This is a genomic window from Streptococcus sp. 1F3, from assembly GCF_054968985.1.
In genome coordinates this window covers 52580-70227 of sequence record NZ_JBUEQR010000039.1, presented here as the reverse complement: position 1 = coordinate 70227, position 17648 = coordinate 52580, and the positions used below count along the sequence as shown (strand labels likewise).

Sequence of the window (17648 nt, the reverse complement as noted above, 5' to 3'; positions counted from 1 at the left end):
CCTCATGTTCATCTTATTTTCACCATTATATCATAAGATGTGAAAGACAGGACAGAGCTACTCTTTCCTTACTTATGCTTATCGATAAATGCTCGAATATTGGTATCAAATAAGAGACCGAAAGAGGTTGGATTTTCTAAGTCATCGGTTGAAGCATTGGCTAAGCCAATCAATTCATCATTCTTATTAAAGAGAGGTGAACCGGACGACCCGCTAGCAATAGGGGCAGTATAGGTGAGGAAATTTCCTTCAATTTTTTTAATGATACCCTGACTGTCCCACATGGTTCCATGATCTTTATCTCCTGGGTAGCCAACAGCACGAATGAAGTCGGAAACGGTCGTCTTATTCACGATTTCAAGGCTAGCAATCTGTTGAATGTTGATATGGCTTAGTTCCTTATTTTCACTAATAGGAGTTTTGAGTTTGACGATTCCAATATCCATACTTTCGTCTTCAGGTGCGATGAGTTCTTTGACAGGAAGGTCAATTGTTTTCCCGTTTTGGTCAACAGTCCGGAGAAATGCCTCATCTGCATTTGTAAATGAAGTGACGACATGGCGATTGGTTAGAAGTGTGTCAGCTGAGATGAAAACAGCTGTTCCAAATCCTAGTTCATCCATTTTTGATTGGAGTAAGGCGACCCCGTTATAGGGGCTTGTAGCAATATCTTTGATCTGCATGCGACGATTTTCGGCAGTCTCTTTTGCCTGCATGTGTTGAGAATCTTTGGAAGCAGTTGTTGATGTTTTAGGTGTTGAACAGCCTGCTAGGGCAAATCCACTCGCAGATATGAGGGCAGTCAGTATTAGGAATTGCGACAGTCGGTTAGATTTCATGATGGTCTCCTTTTGGAATATTGATAATTCTATCTTATCAGATGCGTCTCATGATAAGCTAAGCCTCGCCTGCTTTTTATCTGTTTTTTGAGATTGTAAAGAGTTCTTTAGTCTATATTTATAATGGAACTAGAACCCAAAATGGTAGAAAAAGATGAGCCAGCTTGATGAAAGGGGCCTATTTTTTTCTATCAAAAGCACTTTACTTGTGTATACAGGTTCTTGTTTGTGACAGTGTTACTATTGTAAATAACAGAATTGTTGAGATCTAGGCTCAAAGATGGAGAGTGAAACTCAAAAGGAGGGAGCTTTCGTCCGCCCTATCTAAGAAAATATCAAAAGAAATGAGTATTGGAAATGAACGGAGTATTAGAGGAGGTATGTTTGGTTTAAGAAATTCCGATAGTGTTTTGTTTTTTAGGAACAACTGGGTGACAAGAATGCTTAAAACATGGTATAATGGTTTCATTCTATATTTTTACAGGAGACATATACATCATGGAAGACCCTGGTAGTCAGACCATTCATTTACAACTTTTATTGCTCTTCGTTTTGACCTTACTCAATGCTTTCTTTTCGGCTTCTGAGATGGCCCTGGTTTCTCTCAATCGCTCTCGTGTGGAACAAAAGGCAGCAGAGGGAGAAAAGAAATTTGTCCGCTTATTAAATGTATTAGAAAATCCCAATCATTTTCTATCCACCATTCAAGTTGGTATTACCTTTATCAGTATCTTGTCAGGGGCGAGCCTTGCAGGTGACTTAGGGGCTATATTTGCTAGCTGGTTGGGCAATTCTGCTACAGCTAAGACCGGAGGTTACTGGCTGGCTCTTGCTCTCTTGACCTTTATTTCAATCGTTCTTGGGGAGTTATATCCCAAGCGTATTGCCATGAATATGAAGGAAAATTTAGCAGTCATTTCTGCCCCAATTATCATTTTTTTAGGCAAGATTGTTAGTCCTTTCGTTTGGCTTTTATCTGCTGCAACTAATCTTATTAGTCGCTTGACACCGATGCAGTTTGATGATGCAGATGAGAAGATGACCCGAGATGAGATTGAGTACATTTTGACGACCCAGAGTGAGGAAACGCTAGATGCTGATGAAATTGAAATGTTACAGGGGATCTTCTCACTAGATGAAATGATGGCGCGTGAGGTTATGGTGCCGCGGACCGATGCCTTTATGGTGGATATTGGAGAAGATACAGCAGTGATTATAGCTGAGATTCTCAAGCAGAATTTCTCACGGATTCCTGTCTATGAGGGGGATAAAGACAATATTATCGGTTTGATTCATACCAAACGAATTTTGGCGGAAGGTTTTGCCAATGGGTTTGAAAAGATAATGATTCGTCGTATTTTGCAAGAGCCGCTCTTTGTACCAGAGACGATTTTTGTCGACGACTTGTTAAAAGCCTTGCGCAATACGCAAAATCAAATGGCCATTTTACTCGATGAGTATGGAGGTGTGGCAGGGCTGGTTACATTGGAAGATTTGCTAGAAGAAATTGTCGGAGAAATTGATGATGAGACGGATAAGACAGAGGTCTTTGTTCGGGAAATCGCAGACCACACGTATATTGTCCAAGGAAATATGACCTTGAATGATTTCAATGAGCATTTTGGAACGGATCTAGAAAGTGATGATGTAGACACGATTGCAGGATTCTATCTGACAGGGCTTGGTACGATTCCAAGTCAGGAAGAAAAAGAGACCTACGAGGTGGACAACCAAGGTCATCATCTGGTCATGATCAATGACAAGGTCAAAAATGGTCGTGTAACCAAGCTCAAAATTCTGATCACCCCACTTGTAGTAGAAGAAGAGGTGAAAGATAAAAAAGAGAAGAGAGATTAGCCTAGGATTGAAGAAACGTTCATTTGGACCATTTTCTTCAGTCTTTTTTAGTGGAATTTAGCTCGAATAGCATTCCTTTACTTTTTGAGGTTTATCGTTTTTTAGTCTACAGGGAGTATCTGTATAGTCATTTTACTTTTGTACGTATCCACTGATTTGTACAGCCTATTTTAAAGCTAAAGCATTAGATTGGTATCAGTAGGAATATTTTTAGGTTAAAAGTCGTTCATACAAGCGTTTTCTTAAATGTATGATATAATAAATCTATCAAGAAGTGAGGTAGAGAGAGTGGAAGTAGTGGATTACAAAAGTGTAACAGGTCTAGTGCATTCAACGGAGAGTTTCGGGGCGGTAGATGGACCTGGAATCCGCTTTGTAGTATTTATGCAGGGATGTCACATGCGCTGTCAGTATTGTCACAATCCGGATACTTGGGATTTGGTCAATCCTGCTGCAACGGAGCGGACAGCAGAAGATGTTTTAAATGAAGCGATTCGCTATAAGGGATTTTGGGGAAAAGAAGGTGGCATTACGGTGTCTGGTGGTGAGGCGACCCTTCAGATTGACTTTTTGATTGCCTTGTTTAACTTAGCAAAGGAAAAAGGAATCCATACGACCTTAGATACCTGCGCCCTTACTTTCCGCAATACACCGAAGTATTTGGAAAAATATGCCAAGCTCATGGAAGTGACAGACTTGGTCTTGTTAGATATTAAGGAAATGAATCCTGAACAGCACCGTTTCGTGACTGGTCATGGTAATAAAACAATTTTAGAATGTGCCCGTTACCTTTCTGATATTGGGAAGCCCGTTTGGATTCGCCATGTTTTGGTGCCGAATTTGACTGATAGAGATGAAGACTTGGTTGAACTAGGAAAGTTTGTCAAAACCCTGGACAATGTTGAGCGTTTTGAAGTGTTGCCCTACCATAATTTGGGGGAATTCAAATGGCGGGAATTGGGACGACCGTACCCGCTTGAAGGAACGAAACCTCCAACCAAGGATCGTGTTGAAAATGCTAAAAACCTCATGGATACAGAAAGCTATCAAGATTATTTGAACCGTGTGCGAGGAAATGGATAGATTGTGAAAACTCCGTTTCCTTATTTCCACAATCATTTTCTAGATGATTGGAACTTGCTTTGTCGTACTCTACGATTGTTACTGACTATCGTCAGTATGATTTCCAACCTTCAACAGTCATTAGACTGTTGAAGCAGCCGGTAGCTCGTTTCCTAGTCTATTTTTGATTATAGAAGTAAGCGAAACAACTATAAAAGAAAGCCCCACTTGCTTCAGTTTTTACTGATTGCAAATGGGGCTCTTTTTTGAATGTAGAATCCGTATTCCTTTACTGACTACATCATATCTTTAGAACATTGCATCATCGACCTTGTCCAACCAATCGCTGGCTGCTCTAGTGGTTGCGGCAAGGGCGCCTTTCTTGAATGGAGATTCGAGATTGGCTGCTGCAACGACTTGGAGGAAGGATTGTGTCCCACCTAGGTCGCAGATCCGAAGGTAGTCTTCCCAAGCATTTTCATCATGGTCCACTTGCGTGCGTTTCCAGAATTGGAGGGCGCAGACCTGAGCGAGGGTATAGTCGATGTAATAGAATGGGCTTGCAAAGATATGTCCTTGACGGTACCAGAAGATACCGCGGTTGAGGGCTTCTGATTCAGAAAAATCACGGTCAGGCAGATAGAGCTCTTCCAATCGCTTCCATGTTGCCTTGCGTTCTGCTGGTGTCATATCGGGATGTTCGTACACTTCATGTTGGAAATGGTCTACAAGTACTCCGTAAGGCAAGAAGAGGAGGGTTCCTGCCAAATGAGCAAATTTATATTTGTTCACTTGGTCCTTAAAGAAGCGCTCCATCCAAGGCCAGGTCATAAATTCCATAGACATGGAATGAATTTCACACGTTTCATAGGTTGGCCAGATGACCTCAGGGCTTGCAATCCAGCGTGAGCGATATACTTGAAAGGCATGCCCAGCTTCATGGGTCAAGACATCGATATCTCCGCTGGTTCCATTGAAGTTAGAGAAGATGAATGGGCTCTTATAGTCCGGGATATAGGTACAGTAACCACCGCTATCTTTACCTGTTTTGGCTACTAGGTCCAATAGCTCATGTTGAACCATAAAGTCGAAAAATTCTCCTGTTTCTGCAGACAGTTCATGGTACATTTTTTGAGCCTGTTCGACGATAAAGTCAGGATTTCCTTGTGGTGTTGGATTTCCATCTAGAAATTCGAGTGCTAAATCATAGTGTTTGAGGCTTGGAACTTGGATACGTTTTGCTTGGCGTTCGCGCAACTTTTGCACGATTGGTACGACATGTTTAAGGATTTCTTCACGGTAGACTTTGACCATATCACGGTTGTAGTCGAAGCGATTCATGGAGACATAGCCGTACTCTACATAGTCCTTAAATCCAAGTGTGTGGGCAATTTCTGTCCGCACCTTGACCAACTCATCGTATACTCGGTCAAAGTCAGCCTCTTTACTGGCAAAGTAGGCAGTTGAAGCATCAGAGGCTTCCTTGCGGATCTTGCGGTCAGTAGATTGGGCAAAAGGAACCATCTGAGAAAGGTTGTAGGTTTGTCCTTGGAAGTCAATCTGTGCGCCAGCAATCAAGCTATTGTACTGATCGATTAGATCGTTTTCTTTTTGGAAAAGTGGAATCGCCTCAGATGAGAAGATTTTTTGCTTGTTTTCAGCCATCATGAAGAAGGTTTCAGGTAGAAAGTCACGCAATTCTGTGCGGTAGGGACAGGCAAGCACTGCCTGATAGTAGGCTGTTGTTAGTTCTTCAAAGAGGGGCAGGTGTTCGTTCCAAAACTTGGTTTCTTCATTGTAAAATTCGTCATTCATATCAATAGAGTGACGAATTTGCCACAAGTTCATCTGTGTATCGATGCTAGAGTTGATAGCTGTAATGGCTTTTACAAGGTCAGTTGCTTCTGCCGCTGAATCTGCTGTTTGCAGTTTTTGGGTTAAATCTGTCATTTGCTCCTTTACAAGAGCATAATCTGGGCGAGTATAGGTATATTCGGTAAATTTCATTGGGAATTCCTCTCTATTGTTCTATCTTCTATCTTACTCTTTTTGAAAACGTTTTGCAAATTGGGAGTGAAGAATGATTTGCAAGTGTCTAAAAATATGCTAAAATAGATTGAATAATGCTTAAAGAGGTAAGATACATGTCTAAATTTTTTGTTTTTGGTCACCAAAATCCTGATACAGATGCTATTGCATCTTCGTATGGTTGGGCGTATTTGGAGCGTGAAGCCTTTGGTCGAGATGCAGAAAATGTCGCCCTCGGTACACCAAATGAAGAGACGGCATTTGCCTTGAATTATTTTGGTGTAGAGGCACCGCGCGTGGTAGAGTCTGCAAAAGCAGAAGGGGTAGATCAGGTCATCTTGACAGACCATAATGAATTTCAACAATCTATTTCTGATATTAAGGAAGTAGAAGTAGCTGCTGTGATTGACCATCATCGTGTGGCAAATTTTGAGACAGCCAATCCTCTTTATATGCGCTTAGAGCCAGTTGGGTCAGCTTCTTCTATCGTCTACCGTGCCTTTAAAGAAAATGGTTTAACTCCTCCGAAAGAAGTAGCAGGTATGCTCCTGTCAGGTTTGATTTCAGATACATTGTTACTCAAATCACCAACTACTCATGCAAGTGATCCACAGGTTGCGGCAGAATTGGCAGACTTAGCTGGAGTTCATTTGGAAGAATACGGTCTTGCCATGCTGAAAGCAGGGACCAATCTCGCTAGTAAAACAGCTGATGAATTGATTGATATCGATGCCAAAACCTTTGAATTAAATGGCAATGCAGTCCGTGTAGCACAGGTGAATACAGTTGATATTGCAGAAGTTTTAGAACGTCAAGTAGAAATCGAGGCAGCTATTGAAAAGGCAAGTGCAGCAAATGGCTACTCTGATTTTGTATTGATGATTACGGACATTGTGAATTCAAATTCAGAAATTTTAGCACTTGGAAATAATATGGACAAGGTTGAAGCAGCCTTTAACTTCGTCCTTGAAAACAACCATGCTTTCCTTGCAGGTGCTGTTTCTCGTAAAAAACAGGTCGTCCCACAACTGACAGAGAGTTTTGGGAACTAATTCAGAAATGAGAGAAGTCCCATTGCTTTAGCCAATGGGGCTTTTTAGGGCTGTGGATATCGTTGATAGGTACCATATACTCATTTATACTCTTTAAAAATCAAAAGGCTCCTTCGTCAACTTGCCTTGGTGAAGGCTCGTTCTCCTTTCGGCTTCGATTATAAGGAAATGAGCGGTGCTACTCTCATTTCCAACCTTTCACAATTCTGAATTGTGAAAGCTAGTCTACTTTTGATTTTTATTGAGTATTAGTTTCCCTTTTATTACTTCAACGATTGTGGAAACTCCGTTTCCTTATTTCCAGCTTCCAATCATCTCCTAGATGATTGGAACTCGCTTTGCCGTACTCCAGTATCACCTGTAGCTCCTTGCCTAGTACTAAATGTAGACGAAACAACTATAAAACCATATGGTTATAGTGATGGTGGAGATGTTCCTTTCCCTCATTCGCATAAGCGATTACTCCTGGTACATTCCCTGCTTGTCCAGTTTTTGGGATGAGAATAACAGTTTTTTTGCCTATCTTTATCGGACAGGTCAATTCATGATGTGATCATTGGGGGTTATAGATTGTCTATAGAAGAAGAGCAATGGATTGGGAGTTGTGCCCGTGATGAGTGGTCATGGTACTTTTGTTCCTTTTTTGTTATAATCGGTGTATGATTAGGTTAGAAGATAGATTGATAGTCTTGCCTGGTGTGGGTGAGAAATCGGCTGTGAAATTTCAACAATTGGGTTTAGAGACGGTAGAGGATGTGCTATGCTACTATCCTTTTCGTTATGATGATTTTGCTGCTCGCTCGGTGTTAGAGTTGGAAGATGGGGAAAAGGCCTTAATTTCTGGTCTTGTGCTGACACCAGCGACTGTTCAATATTATGGTTTTAAACGCAATAAGTTGCGCTTTTCACTCAGGCAAGGTGAAGTAGTAATTGCTGTTTCATTTTTTAATCAGCCCTATCTTGTGGAACGAATTAAGGTGGGTCAAGAAATCGCTGTCTGGGGAAAATGGGATAAGACAAAGGCTGGGCTAACGGGGATGAAGCTAGTTGCTCAGTTAGGAGATGAATTGCAGCCCATTTATCATGTTGCACAGGGGATTTCACAAGCTAGCATTGTAAAATTGATTAAGACAGCATTTGATAAGGGCTACGATGAATTATTAAGAGAAAATCTTCCCCAAACTCTCAAAGAACGCTATCGCTTAGTGGAACGTAGACAAGCAGTGCGTGCGATGCACTTTCCTCAAAATGTAGCAGAATACAAGCAAGCATTGAGGCGTATCAAATTTGAGGAATTGTTTTATTTTCAGTTGCGTTTGCAGCAGTTAAAACTAGCCAATCAAGCAGTTTCAGAGGGACTGGCTATTTCTTATCTTGCTGACAAGGTGAGAGAAAAAATTACTTCTCTACCATTTGAGTTAACAGAAGCTCAAAGTGGTGCTCTAGATGAAATTTTAGCGGATATGAAATCTTCAGGTCATATGAACCGTCTTTTACAAGGAGATGTGGGATCGGGAAAAACAGTAGTGGCAGCTTTAGCCATGTATGCAGCGTGTACGGCTGGCATGCAGGCAGCAATCATGGTGCCGACTGAGATTTTGGCGGAACAGCACCTTGAGAGTTTGTCTCAACTTTTTCCTGAACTGTCTATTGTCTTATTGACGGGTAGTATGCGGGCAGTAGCTCGGAGGACTGCCTTGGCAGCGATTGAATCTGGAGAGGTAGATATGATTGTGGGAACTCATGCTTTAATTCAAGATAGCGTGAATTATCACTGCCTAGGTCTTGTGGTCACAGATGAACAGCATCGTTTTGGAGTTAAACAAAGACGCTTGCTGCGAGAAAAAGGGGACAATCCTGATGTGTTAATGATGACAGCAACGCCTATTCCTAGAACCCTTGCTATTACCTCTTTTGGTGATATGGATGTATCAATTATCAATCAGCTTCCAGCAGGACGTAAGCCTATTGTGACCCGCTGGGTCAAGCATGAGCAATTTTCAGTTGTCTTAACTTGGTTAGAAAAAGAGCTGGCTAAGGGAGCGCAGGTCTATGTTGTATCGCCGCTAATTGAAGAATCTGAAACTCTTGATTTGAAAAATGCCATTGCTTTGGAAGCGGAATTAGCAGCTTATTTCAAGGAGAAAGCAAGGGTAGTCCTGCTACATGGGCAGATGAAAAATGATGAAAAAGATGTGATTATGCAGGATTTTAAAGAGGGGAAGACAGATATTTTAGTGTCCACTACAGTGATTGAGGTAGGGGTCAATGTTCCAAATGCAACGGTCATGGTGATTATGGATGCAGATCGGTTTGGGCTTAGTCAATTACATCAATTACGAGGGCGAGTTGGTCGAGGTCAGAAGCAATCCTATGCGATTTTAGTAGCCAATCCTAAAACGGATGCGGGTAAGGAGCGGATGCGAATTATGACGGAAATAACCGATGGATTTGTCTTGGCAGAAGAAGATTTAAAGATGCGGGGTTCTGGTGAAATTTTTGGAACACGCCAGTCGGGTTTGCCCGAGTTTCAAGTAGCCAATATCATTGAAGATTATGCCATTTTAGAAGAAGCAAGGCGAGTAGCTGCTCAAATTGTGTCAGATTCCGATTGGCAAAAACGACCAGAATGGCAAGTCTTACTACCGTATCTAACCAAAGAAGAGAGATTAGATTAAAGGAGGGATTGTTTTATCGAACCTTCACTAGCTCGGGAGACTAGTGAAGCTAGTGCTAAACGTAAATTGAAATGACTGATAGATAAAGCCCTTTGTCAAGCAAAATGTTTACTCATCTGTCTCGTATTCAATTGCTGCTCTTTCACGTCACTGTTGAGTTCTAGGCATTAACACTCTGATATTCGTGGATTGATTACCGATAGGACAATGGTTCTGTTGCGAGCTCTATTGTCGATTGTCATGGATTACCAAAGTGCTACCCTGGTCCTTTCATAGTTAGCTCAAGCCTCGGTCTCAGGGGCTGTCTTTTGATAGTGGGAGAGACGATCTGTCTCTAGAGGATAGAAACCAGCGAAAAGCTGGTCTTGTGAACGTCTATTTCGATGTAAAAAGTGGTAGCATCTTTCATAGCAGTCTCCATTGTGTTCGGTAATCCCTGTGGTGAGATTCACTGTTTTCTGGTATCTCTATCATACAGGTAAATCCATGATGTGACAATTGAGCTCTTTATAGATGGTTTATATTAGAGAAAGATGTTATCTGGCGATGATCCCCTTTGCTCAACCTCTTTTTGTGTGCTATAATACTCTCATGATTAAAGTGTATCATCCTACTAAATTAACTCGTTCACCTTTTTTTCAAGACTTGATTCAGTATTTGGATCAGCATGATGATGTGACCCTGCGGCAGATAAAGAAAGAGTTTGCCTTTGTTTCTACTATCGATCGACAATTAGATAGGTTTATTCAAGCTGGCTATATTCGCAGGCATAATCGCCGCTATTCCAATAGCTTTTCTTGTCTGACTAGCTTAGCAGACTTGGCTCTTGATCAAGAAATCTTTGTCGAGACGACTAGTCCTATTTTTGAAGAATTAAAGCGTAAGACGTTTAGAGTAACAACGACTAATCCAACGAATAAGGCAGTCATCCGAGAAGAAGTGGATGCTACTAGAGAACGCTTGACCTTGTCTTCTTACTTTTATAAAGTGTCTAGGCAACTTCCTTTGTCAGAGGAGCAAGAAGTCTTGTATCAACTCTTAGGGGATGTCAATCAAGAGTATGCCATGAAGTACATGACGACTTTTTTGTTAAAATTTACACGAAAAGAAAAGGTTCTGCAGCGACGAACTGATATTTTTATAAAAGCATTGGAAATATTGGGATTTATCAAGGAAGTAGACATGCAGACCTATATCTTGACGATGGACCTGAACAAGGAAGATTTGGTATTTCATGCCTTTTGAACATCTATCCCTGATGAGGCAAGACAGTTGAAGGTAGAAGGGGTAACCACCAGAGAAAGTCATAATCATTTAGTTTATATGTTTATGACTTCAACGATTGTGGAAACTCCATTTCTTTATTTCCAAGTTCCAATCATCTTTTAGATGATTGGAACTCGCTTTGCTGTGCTCCATTACTACCTGTGACTCGTTGCCTCTTACTCATACTCTTTAAAAATCAAAAGGATCCTTCGTCAACTTGCCTTGGTGAAGGCTCGTTCTACCTTGGGCTTCGATTATAAGGAAATGAGCGGTGCTACTCTCATTTCCAACCTTTCACCATTCTTAATTGTGAAAGCTAGTCTACTTTTGATGTTTATTGAGTATAAAAATAAACGAATAGGTTATGGACCAAAAAACTGACAGGAATCTTATTCCTTGCCAGTTTTCTTTTTAAACCACTCTCTTACTTTAGTATAGGGTGTGGTTAAGGCTTCTTTCCAGATTTGGTAGCGGGTGTCAATTAGGCGACGAAAGAGTGTATTGAGCATGTCTTTTTCTTGATCTGTTAGGTTTTGCTGTTGCTGCATGAGGAGCTGGATTTTCTTTGGCGTGTCAACAGTGAAATCATTGATTCGTTCAATTCCTGCATCAATGAATATTCCAAAGAGGAGATCAAAGAAGTGCTTGAGCTCTTCCTCATTTAGACTAGCTGTCCATGTTTTTAAGGTTTCATCAATTTGGATACTGTTTTCTGTAAGAGCGGCTGCTCGTTTGAAATCATGCCCGTCAATCTCCCAGGTAAAGCTGATATGTTGGAGCAAGCCCAAAGCCTTGCTTTCGACAATTTCTGCATGTTCAGGGGTTTCAAGGAGCATGCCGATAATCGAATGTTGTGGGATAATGGGCTGGATACGTTCCTTTATGGCTTGGTAGCCTGTTGATTGAATAACAGATGAATGCACACCAGGTGAATCATAGGCGATAATGTGCTTTATTCTCTTTTGGTTTTCTGCAGACATGTGGCTACTAGCATAAATCGCAAGGTTTCCACCCTTGGAATGACCAGCGACATAGATCGTCTGCTTGGATTTGTCCATCATTTTTTTGAGGTATTCAGTCGCAGATTGCTGGGCGGGGATTTCAGACATATAGGTCATGTGAAAATCTTCTTTCCAGCCGATAATGGTATCGTCGGTTCCCCTAAAAATCGTGACGAGCTTGTCTTGACCAATCTTGTAGGTCAAGGCTGCAAATTGCTTTTCCTCTTTTTTATCGTAATCATCATGATAGGCAAAAACCTTGATTGCCTTGAAGCGTTTTGCTTTCTTTAGGAGTTGGAGTAATTTGATGCGGTCAGGAGTAATAGTGACGGAAAGATTTGGGGTATCCCCGTGATAGGTTGCTTCAAATTGCTCTGCTAAATGATCCAAACGGAGAGCATTTTTTGCTACAAAGTCAGAGGTCACCAAGCCATTAAAAGGCAGATAGGCAATCTCTGTTAAAGCAAGAATATCTAAACGGTTGAGAGGAACATCATAGAAATCTTGATAGGCTACGTCTTCGATGTAATTTAGTAGATTTGGCATGTCTCACTCCTATAGTATATACTAAAAATATTATACCGCATTACAGCAAAAAAAGATACAAGGGATAAAGTAGACAGTATTGGAGTACGGCAAAGCGAGTTCCAAAGCTATGGTAAACTAGGAACTGTGCACAGGGATTTTTGATGTTTGTAGTGCTTCGTTTGATCAAACAGGGAATGGGATAGGTGTCATCACGTTTCATAAATGACAAAAATGTTAGATTGAAATGGTAGGTTAAGGCTCTTTTTGCTAGTAAAATAGCGTATAATAGACCTATAGTAAGGAAAGGAAGCGATACAAGTGAAGCAAAGAATTTTGATGATAGAAGATGATGTTGTCATTCGTGAATTGGTGGCAAAAAATCTTCGGACTTGGCAGTACGAAGTAGCAGTAAGTGAGGATTTTCAGCGGATTTTAGAACAGGTGGAAACCTTTCAGCCCCAGTTAATTCTAATGGATATCGGGCTTCCCTTTTTTAATGGTTACTATTGGTGCCAAGAAATTCGAAAGTTCTCTAACGTGCCCATTCTCTTTCTCTCGTCACGGGATCAGCCTATGGATATTGTGATGGCTATCAACTTAGGCGGTGATGATTATGTGAGCAAGCCCTTTGATATGAATGTCTTACTGGCTAAGATTCAAAGTTTGTTTCGTAGAACCTATGATCTATCAGGGGAACAAACAGTACTGACCTTTGGAATGATTCGTTTGGACCTAAAAAGTATGCAGGTCAGCTATGAGGGACTGACTGAGGAGCTGACCAAGAATGAATTTCAAATCTTGCGTATTTTATTTGAACGCTATCCAGCTGTTGTCAGCCGTGAAGAATTGATGAAAGAGCTGTGGAACAGTGATTTATTTATCGATGACAATACGCTAACGGTGAATGTCGGGCGTTTGCGACGTACATTAGCAGAGCTGGGTTTGCACGATTTGATTGCGACGAAAAAGGGAATTGGCTATGGCCTGGTGGAGCAAGATGACTAAGAGACAGATTGGTTTTTTTATCAGACACTGGCTAGCGAGACGCTGCTTGTTTATAGTAGGGGCTTTCTTGTTCTTAGGGGTGATGAATGGGGTTAGTGTCCTCTTTCGCCTAGAGACAGCCCTAGTGGTGTACACTAGCCTATTACTCCTTTTTAGTGGCTTGCTTGTCATTGCTATTGATATGTTTAGGGAATGGTATAACTATGTTTTAGCTGGACGACAAGAAGAGATTAGAAATGGAACGGCGACCGAGTTGCTCTTACAGCAGAGAATCAATCAATTAGAAGAGGCCTTGAAAGAGCGGCTTGATCAGGAGCGGAAACGGCAGAGTGATGCTCAGGATTATTATACCTTGTGGGTCCACCAGATGAAGATTCCGATTGCAGCTAGTCAGCTCTTGGTTGGAGGCTTGCCAGTAAGTGACGAAAGGTATAGCTTGGAGCGGGAATTGTTTAAAATTGAGCAGTATACAGGTCTGGTCTTAAACTATCTGCGCCTGCAATCTTTCCATGAGGACTTGGTGGTTCAGCGTGAATCACTTGATACTCTCGTGCGACAAGTGGTCAAGAAATTTTCGATTTTTTTCATTCAACAAAAGATAGAATTACGTTTGGATAGTCTAGATCTAGTACTTGCAACGGATAAAAAATGGTTTAGCTTATTTTTGGAACAATTCCTCTCGAATGCTGTTAAATACACAGTTGGTGGTCAGATTTGGATTTACTTAGATGGTGATGAGCTTGTCATTCAAGATACAGGCATGGGTATTGCTCAGAGCGATGTGAAAAGGATTTTTGCCCGTGGTTTTTCAGGCTATAATGGGCGCCTTTCTCAAGAATCATCAGGTTTGGGACTTTATTTAGCCCAACAGATTGGTGAATCATTAGGCATCGGTTTTTCTTTGGAATCTGAAGTGGGACAGGGAACCCAAGTCCGTATTTCCTTAAAAGAAGAGCCCTTGGTCTTAGACTAGCTAATCTAACAAGAATGTAAGGTAAATGTGAGGTAAAGTTAAGGTAAGTAGGGATGAAATGAGCTATTATAGTGACTGTAAAGAAAAGATGCACCCTCGGTCGAGTAGTATGTCTTATAGGGCTTCTAAAGTATTAGGGGCTTTTATATCATAAATAGGTTGACTATTTTAAAACGAGGCTAGGCTCTCTTTCTAGAAATATAATTTGTTTGCTTGGGGAATATTTGCTTCAGTATCAAAAGATGATACTTGAAAATGATAGGATAAGAGCATGAGGAGGTTTATGATGGTATTACTCGATGTACAACACCTACAGAAAGTCTATCAAACACGTTTTTTTGCTAGTCAAGTAGAGGCTCTGAAAGATATTCATTTCACTGTGGAAAAAGGTGAATATGTCGCTATCATGGGAGAATCTGGTTCAGGAAAATCAACCCTACTGAATATCTTAGCCATGTTGGATAAGCCTACCCAAGGGAGGGTCTTCTTAAACGGAGTGGATACTCAAACGATAAAGAATAAGGACGCATCTGCCTTTCGTCGGGAGAAATTGGGCTTTGTCTTTCAAGATTTTAACTTACTAGATACTTTGTCTGTTAAGGATAATGTTTTGTTGCCCTTGGTGCTATCACGCCTTCCTATTCAGGAGATGAATAAGCGTCAGAAAGAGGTGCTAGATAGCTTAGATATTACAAGGTTACAGGATAAGATGCCCTATGAAATTTCAGGTGGTCAACAACAACGAGTGGCAGTTGCCCGAGCCATTATTACCCAGCCTGAGATCTTACTGGCAGATGAACCAACTGGAGCGCTTGACTCCAAGTCTTCTGCGACCTTGTTGGATATTTTTGATCAGATCAATAAAAGAGGGCAGACCCTACTTGTGGTTACCCACTCGACAACAGCAGCTAGTCGTGCCAAACGTGTCCTTTTTATCAAGGATGGCATGCTCTACAATCAGATTTTCAGAGGAGAGCGTAGCACTCAGGAGATGTTCCAGTTAATTTCAGACACCTTGACCTTAATGGCGAATCGAGGTGAGTAGTATGTGGAGATTAGCCTATAAATTAGCAGGAAGCAACCTACTTAAAAATCGAACCTTATACTATCCCTTTGCCTTGATGACGGTGCTGTCGACAGCTATTGTCTACCTCTTTACATCGCTCAGTCATAATCCCCACCTAGCAGAGGTTACAGGTGCAAATGGTGTGACCAGAGTCCTACAAATGGGGCAGATTGTCATTATGATTACAATCGCGATAATGCTAGTATATGCGAATGGTTTCGTCATGAAAAACCGCTCCAAGGAGTTAGGGATCTACACTGTATTAGGTTTGGAAAAACGTCACTTGCTCTTGATGACTCTGTTTGAAACCCTTCTTTTTTCAACGATGGCAGTCAGTATAGGTCTGTGCTTAGGAGTGCTACTGGATAAATTGATTTATGCAATCTTGCTCAAAGCCATGCACTTCAAAGTAGTCTTAGCTTCCATTTTCCAATGGGAAAATGTCTGGACCGTTCTGCTTTATTTTTCCTTGCTTTTTCTGCTGCTAGCGATTCTAAATGCTGGAAAATTGACCCTATCTTCTTCCTTGAATCTAGTCAAGGGACGTAAACGAGGGGAAGGTCGTGGGCGTTTCCTACTGCTACAAACCTTGCTGGGATTAGTAGTCTTAGGCTGGGCCTATTATTTAGCACAAACCTTGACTAGTCCCACCAAGGCTCTACCAACCTTTTTCACAGCAGTCTTAATGGTCATCTTTGCAACCTATCTGCTCTTTAACGCAGGGATTATTAGCTTGTTGAAATGGCTCCAGAAACGTCCGGATTATTATTATCAGCCTGCAAATTTTATTTCAGTATCTAATCTGGTCTTTCGGATGCGTAAAAATGCCATGGGGTTAGCTACGATTGCGATTTTATCAACCATGTTTATCGTGACTATGATTGGCGGATTGAATATTTATATAGGTGGAAATGATCTGGTCAATAGGAACGATCCGAATGATTTGATCTTTACTTATGAGCTTCAGAAAAAAGGACTATCTACGAAAGGGACACTTGCTGATTGGGAGAAAATGGTCAAAGAATGGACCTCTGCAAACTTGGAACAAAATGCCATTCCTGTTCAAAAGATGGTGAACTATCGCTATATTGAACAGCTTACGAGAAAGGTTGGAAATAATGAGGTTGAGCCAATTGAGCATTTGGCAAACGGCTTTGATTTTTCAAATATCAGTATCCTGTATATTTTTGACCTAGCTTCCTACCAGCAGCTAACTGGCGAGCAGTTAGCATTATCTGGGAACCAAGTAGCGGTTTATGCAAAAGATATTGCTCTAGATAGCCAAAAACCCTTAGTAATAGGTGACCAATCCTTTACCATTGAGAAACAATTGCCAAACAATTTTACTGATTATAAACTACCGACCAGTATTATCCAACTTGTACCAGGATTGATATTGGTTGTGCAGGATCTGGAAAGTATCTCTTTAGAGATGGCAAAGGTCTATATCGGGGTGGACACTAACTTGAGCGAGGAAGAGCAGATAGAACGCTGGAAAAATTGGCTTGAGCCAGCTTCTGATGAGATACTAGAAGGGATGACAGGTAGGGGAAGTCGAGCGGTGAATCGTGCCGATACCTTTGTGATTTCAGGTTCTCTCTTCTTTATAGGGGTATTTCTGTCCCTGGTCTTTTTAATGGCGACGGTTCTGGTTATTTATTACAAGCAAATTTCAGAAGCCTACGAAGATAGGGAGCGGTTTATCATCCTGCAAAAGGTAGGATTAGATGAGGAGCAGACCAAGCAAAGTATCCGCAAGCAGATGGTGACAGTATTTTTCCTTCCTTTAGTTGTTGCCTTTGTTCATCTGGGGTTTGCCTATAAAATGTTAAAGAGTATTTTGCTCTTACTAGGTATTTCAAATAGTGATTTGGTTATCCAGGTATCCCTTGTCAGCTGTCTATTTTATCTGGTTCTTTATGTGGTCGTTTACGTCTTAACCTCTCGCTCTTATCGAAAAATCATCAGTTCTTAATCATGATTTTTTTGAGGCAATGTTTAAAAGACCTATCATCAGTTTGTGGAAAAGATTACAGAAGTTCTAAAATCAGTCTCAAGACGGATGTAAGAACAAACAAGATAGGATATACTATAGTCAATCCTAAATATTTTTCATAATCTCCTTGAAACATCAGCCGGTTGGCTGGTGTTTTTTGTGGTATAATAAAGGGGATAGAACCTGCTATAAGAGTAGGTTGATACTCTTTGAACGTTAAAAGGATAGGTTGCCAGCCTATCTCAAGGAACTATTGAAAGAAGTTTTCCTTTTCTTATTTCCAACTTGAATAGGAAT

General features: G+C 41.0%; 12 protein-coding genes. 9 read left to right on the top strand and 3 right to left on the bottom strand.

What is annotated here, in order from left to right; translation table 11 throughout:
* Nucleotides 1-68: 68 nt before the first annotated feature.
* Nucleotides 69-839 (bottom strand): trypsin-like serine peptidase, encoded by a 771-nt coding sequence (locus ACVPON_RS03605; protein ID WP_462876259.1) that lies wholly within the window; start codon nucleotides 837-839, stop codon nucleotides 69-71.
* A gap of 498 nt (nucleotides 840-1337) precedes the next feature.
* On the opposite strand from ACVPON_RS03605, the gene ACVPON_RS03600 reads away from it, so the two are divergent.
* Together ACVPON_RS03600 and pflA are read left to right on the top strand one after the other, a co-directional pair.
* Nucleotides 1338-2696 carry a hemolysin family protein gene (locus ACVPON_RS03600; protein ID WP_462876257.1) on the top strand — a complete coding sequence of 453 codons (1359 nt, stop codon included), beginning with the start codon at nucleotides 1338-1340 and terminating at the stop codon, nucleotides 2694-2696.
* A gap of 246 nt (nucleotides 2697-2942) precedes the next feature.
* A complete protein-coding gene (gene pflA / locus ACVPON_RS03595; RefSeq protein ID WP_462876255.1) occupies nucleotides 2943-3779 on the top strand; it encodes a pyruvate formate-lyase-activating protein in 837 nt (278 codons plus the stop codon).
* Between the two features lie 288 nt (nucleotides 3780-4067).
* Here pflA and ACVPON_RS03590 read toward each other — a convergent pair whose 3' ends face one another.
* The gene (locus tag ACVPON_RS03590; RefSeq protein ID WP_462876253.1) at nucleotides 4068-5765 is read right to left on the bottom strand and encodes a M3 family oligoendopeptidase; all 1698 of its coding nucleotides are present in this window, start codon (nucleotides 5763-5765) and stop codon (nucleotides 4068-4070) included.
* A gap of 137 nt (nucleotides 5766-5902) precedes the next feature.
* Between ACVPON_RS03590 and ACVPON_RS03585 the strand changes: the two genes are divergently transcribed.
* The 3 genes from ACVPON_RS03585 (at nucleotide 5903) to ACVPON_RS03575 (ending at nucleotide 10761) form a co-directional block, all read left to right on the top strand.
* A complete protein-coding gene (locus tag ACVPON_RS03585; protein ID WP_462876251.1) occupies nucleotides 5903-6838 on the top strand; it encodes a manganese-dependent inorganic pyrophosphatase in 936 nt (311 codons plus the stop codon).
* A gap of 659 nt (nucleotides 6839-7497) precedes the next feature.
* Nucleotides 7498-9516 carry an ATP-dependent DNA helicase RecG gene (gene recG, locus ACVPON_RS03580; protein ID WP_462876249.1) on the top strand — a complete coding sequence of 673 codons (2019 nt, stop codon included), beginning with the start codon at nucleotides 7498-7500 and terminating at the stop codon, nucleotides 9514-9516.
* Between the two features lie 591 nt (nucleotides 9517-10107).
* On the top strand, nucleotides 10108-10761 hold the full coding sequence (locus tag ACVPON_RS03575) for a DUF1803 domain-containing protein (RefSeq protein ID WP_462876247.1): 654 nt from the start codon (nucleotides 10108-10110) through the stop codon (nucleotides 10759-10761).
* Between the two features lie 410 nt (nucleotides 10762-11171).
* On the opposite strand, the gene ACVPON_RS03570 is transcribed toward ACVPON_RS03575, so the two are convergent.
* A complete protein-coding gene (locus ACVPON_RS03570; RefSeq protein WP_462876245.1) occupies nucleotides 11172-12329 on the bottom strand; it encodes a DUF2974 domain-containing protein in 1158 nt (385 codons plus the stop codon).
* Between the two features lie 318 nt (nucleotides 12330-12647).
* Here ACVPON_RS03570 and ACVPON_RS03565 point away from each other — a divergent pair, with 318 nt between their 5' ends.
* From ACVPON_RS03565 to ACVPON_RS03550, 4 genes are all read left to right on the top strand, one after another.
* Complete coding sequence (locus tag ACVPON_RS03565) at nucleotides 12648-13316, top strand: response regulator transcription factor (protein WP_462876304.1); 669 nt, start codon at nucleotides 12648-12650, stop codon at nucleotides 13314-13316.
* A complete protein-coding gene (locus ACVPON_RS03560) occupies nucleotides 13309-14289 on the top strand; it encodes a sensor histidine kinase (RefSeq protein ID WP_462876243.1) in 981 nt (326 codons plus the stop codon). Before ACVPON_RS03565 ends, ACVPON_RS03560 begins: the two co-directional genes overlap by 8 nt.
* A gap of 286 nt (nucleotides 14290-14575) precedes the next feature.
* Complete coding sequence (locus tag ACVPON_RS03555) at nucleotides 14576-15334, top strand: ABC transporter ATP-binding protein (RefSeq protein ID WP_462876302.1); 759 nt, start codon at nucleotides 14576-14578, stop codon at nucleotides 15332-15334.
* Between the two features lies 1 nt (nucleotide 15335).
* Nucleotides 15336-17330: an FtsX-like permease family protein gene (locus tag ACVPON_RS03550; RefSeq protein WP_462876241.1), complete on the top strand. Its 1995-nt coding sequence runs from the start codon at nucleotides 15336-15338 to the stop codon at nucleotides 17328-17330.
* Nucleotides 17331-17648: the final 318 nt, after the last annotated feature.

What these genes read in the sequence shown, in the direction of transcription:
- ACVPON_RS03605 (WP_462876259.1), bottom strand. Translation starts at nt 839, where the DNA reads ATGAAATCTAACCGACTGTCGCAATTCCTAATACTGACTGCCCTCATA.
- ACVPON_RS03600 (WP_462876257.1), top strand. Translation starts at nt 1,338, where the DNA reads ATGGAAGACCCTGGTAGTCAGACCATTCATTTACAACTTTTATTGCTC.
- pflA (WP_462876255.1), top strand. Translation starts at nt 2,943, where the DNA reads ATGTATGATATAATAAATCTATCAAGAAGTGAGGTAGAGAGAGTGGAA.
- ACVPON_RS03590 (WP_462876253.1), bottom strand. Translation starts at nt 5,765, where the DNA reads ATGAAATTTACCGAATATACCTATACTCGCCCAGATTATGCTCTTGTA.
- ACVPON_RS03585 (WP_462876251.1), top strand. Translation starts at nt 5,903, where the DNA reads ATGTCTAAATTTTTTGTTTTTGGTCACCAAAATCCTGATACAGATGCT.
- recG (WP_462876249.1), top strand. Translation starts at nt 7,498, where the DNA reads ATGATTAGGTTAGAAGATAGATTGATAGTCTTGCCTGGTGTGGGTGAG.
- ACVPON_RS03575 (WP_462876247.1), top strand. Translation starts at nt 10,108, where the DNA reads ATGATTAAAGTGTATCATCCTACTAAATTAACTCGTTCACCTTTTTTT.
- ACVPON_RS03570 (WP_462876245.1), bottom strand. Translation starts at nt 12,329, where the DNA reads ATGCCAAATCTACTAAATTACATCGAAGACGTAGCCTATCAAGATTTC.
- ACVPON_RS03565 (WP_462876304.1), top strand. Translation starts at nt 12,648, where the DNA reads ATGATAGAAGATGATGTTGTCATTCGTGAATTGGTGGCAAAAAATCTT.
- ACVPON_RS03560 (WP_462876243.1), top strand. Translation starts at nt 13,309, where the DNA reads ATGACTAAGAGACAGATTGGTTTTTTTATCAGACACTGGCTAGCGAGA.
- ACVPON_RS03555 (WP_462876302.1), top strand. Translation starts at nt 14,576, where the DNA reads ATGGTATTACTCGATGTACAACACCTACAGAAAGTCTATCAAACACGT.
- ACVPON_RS03550 (WP_462876241.1), top strand. Translation starts at nt 15,336, where the DNA reads ATGTGGAGATTAGCCTATAAATTAGCAGGAAGCAACCTACTTAAAAAT.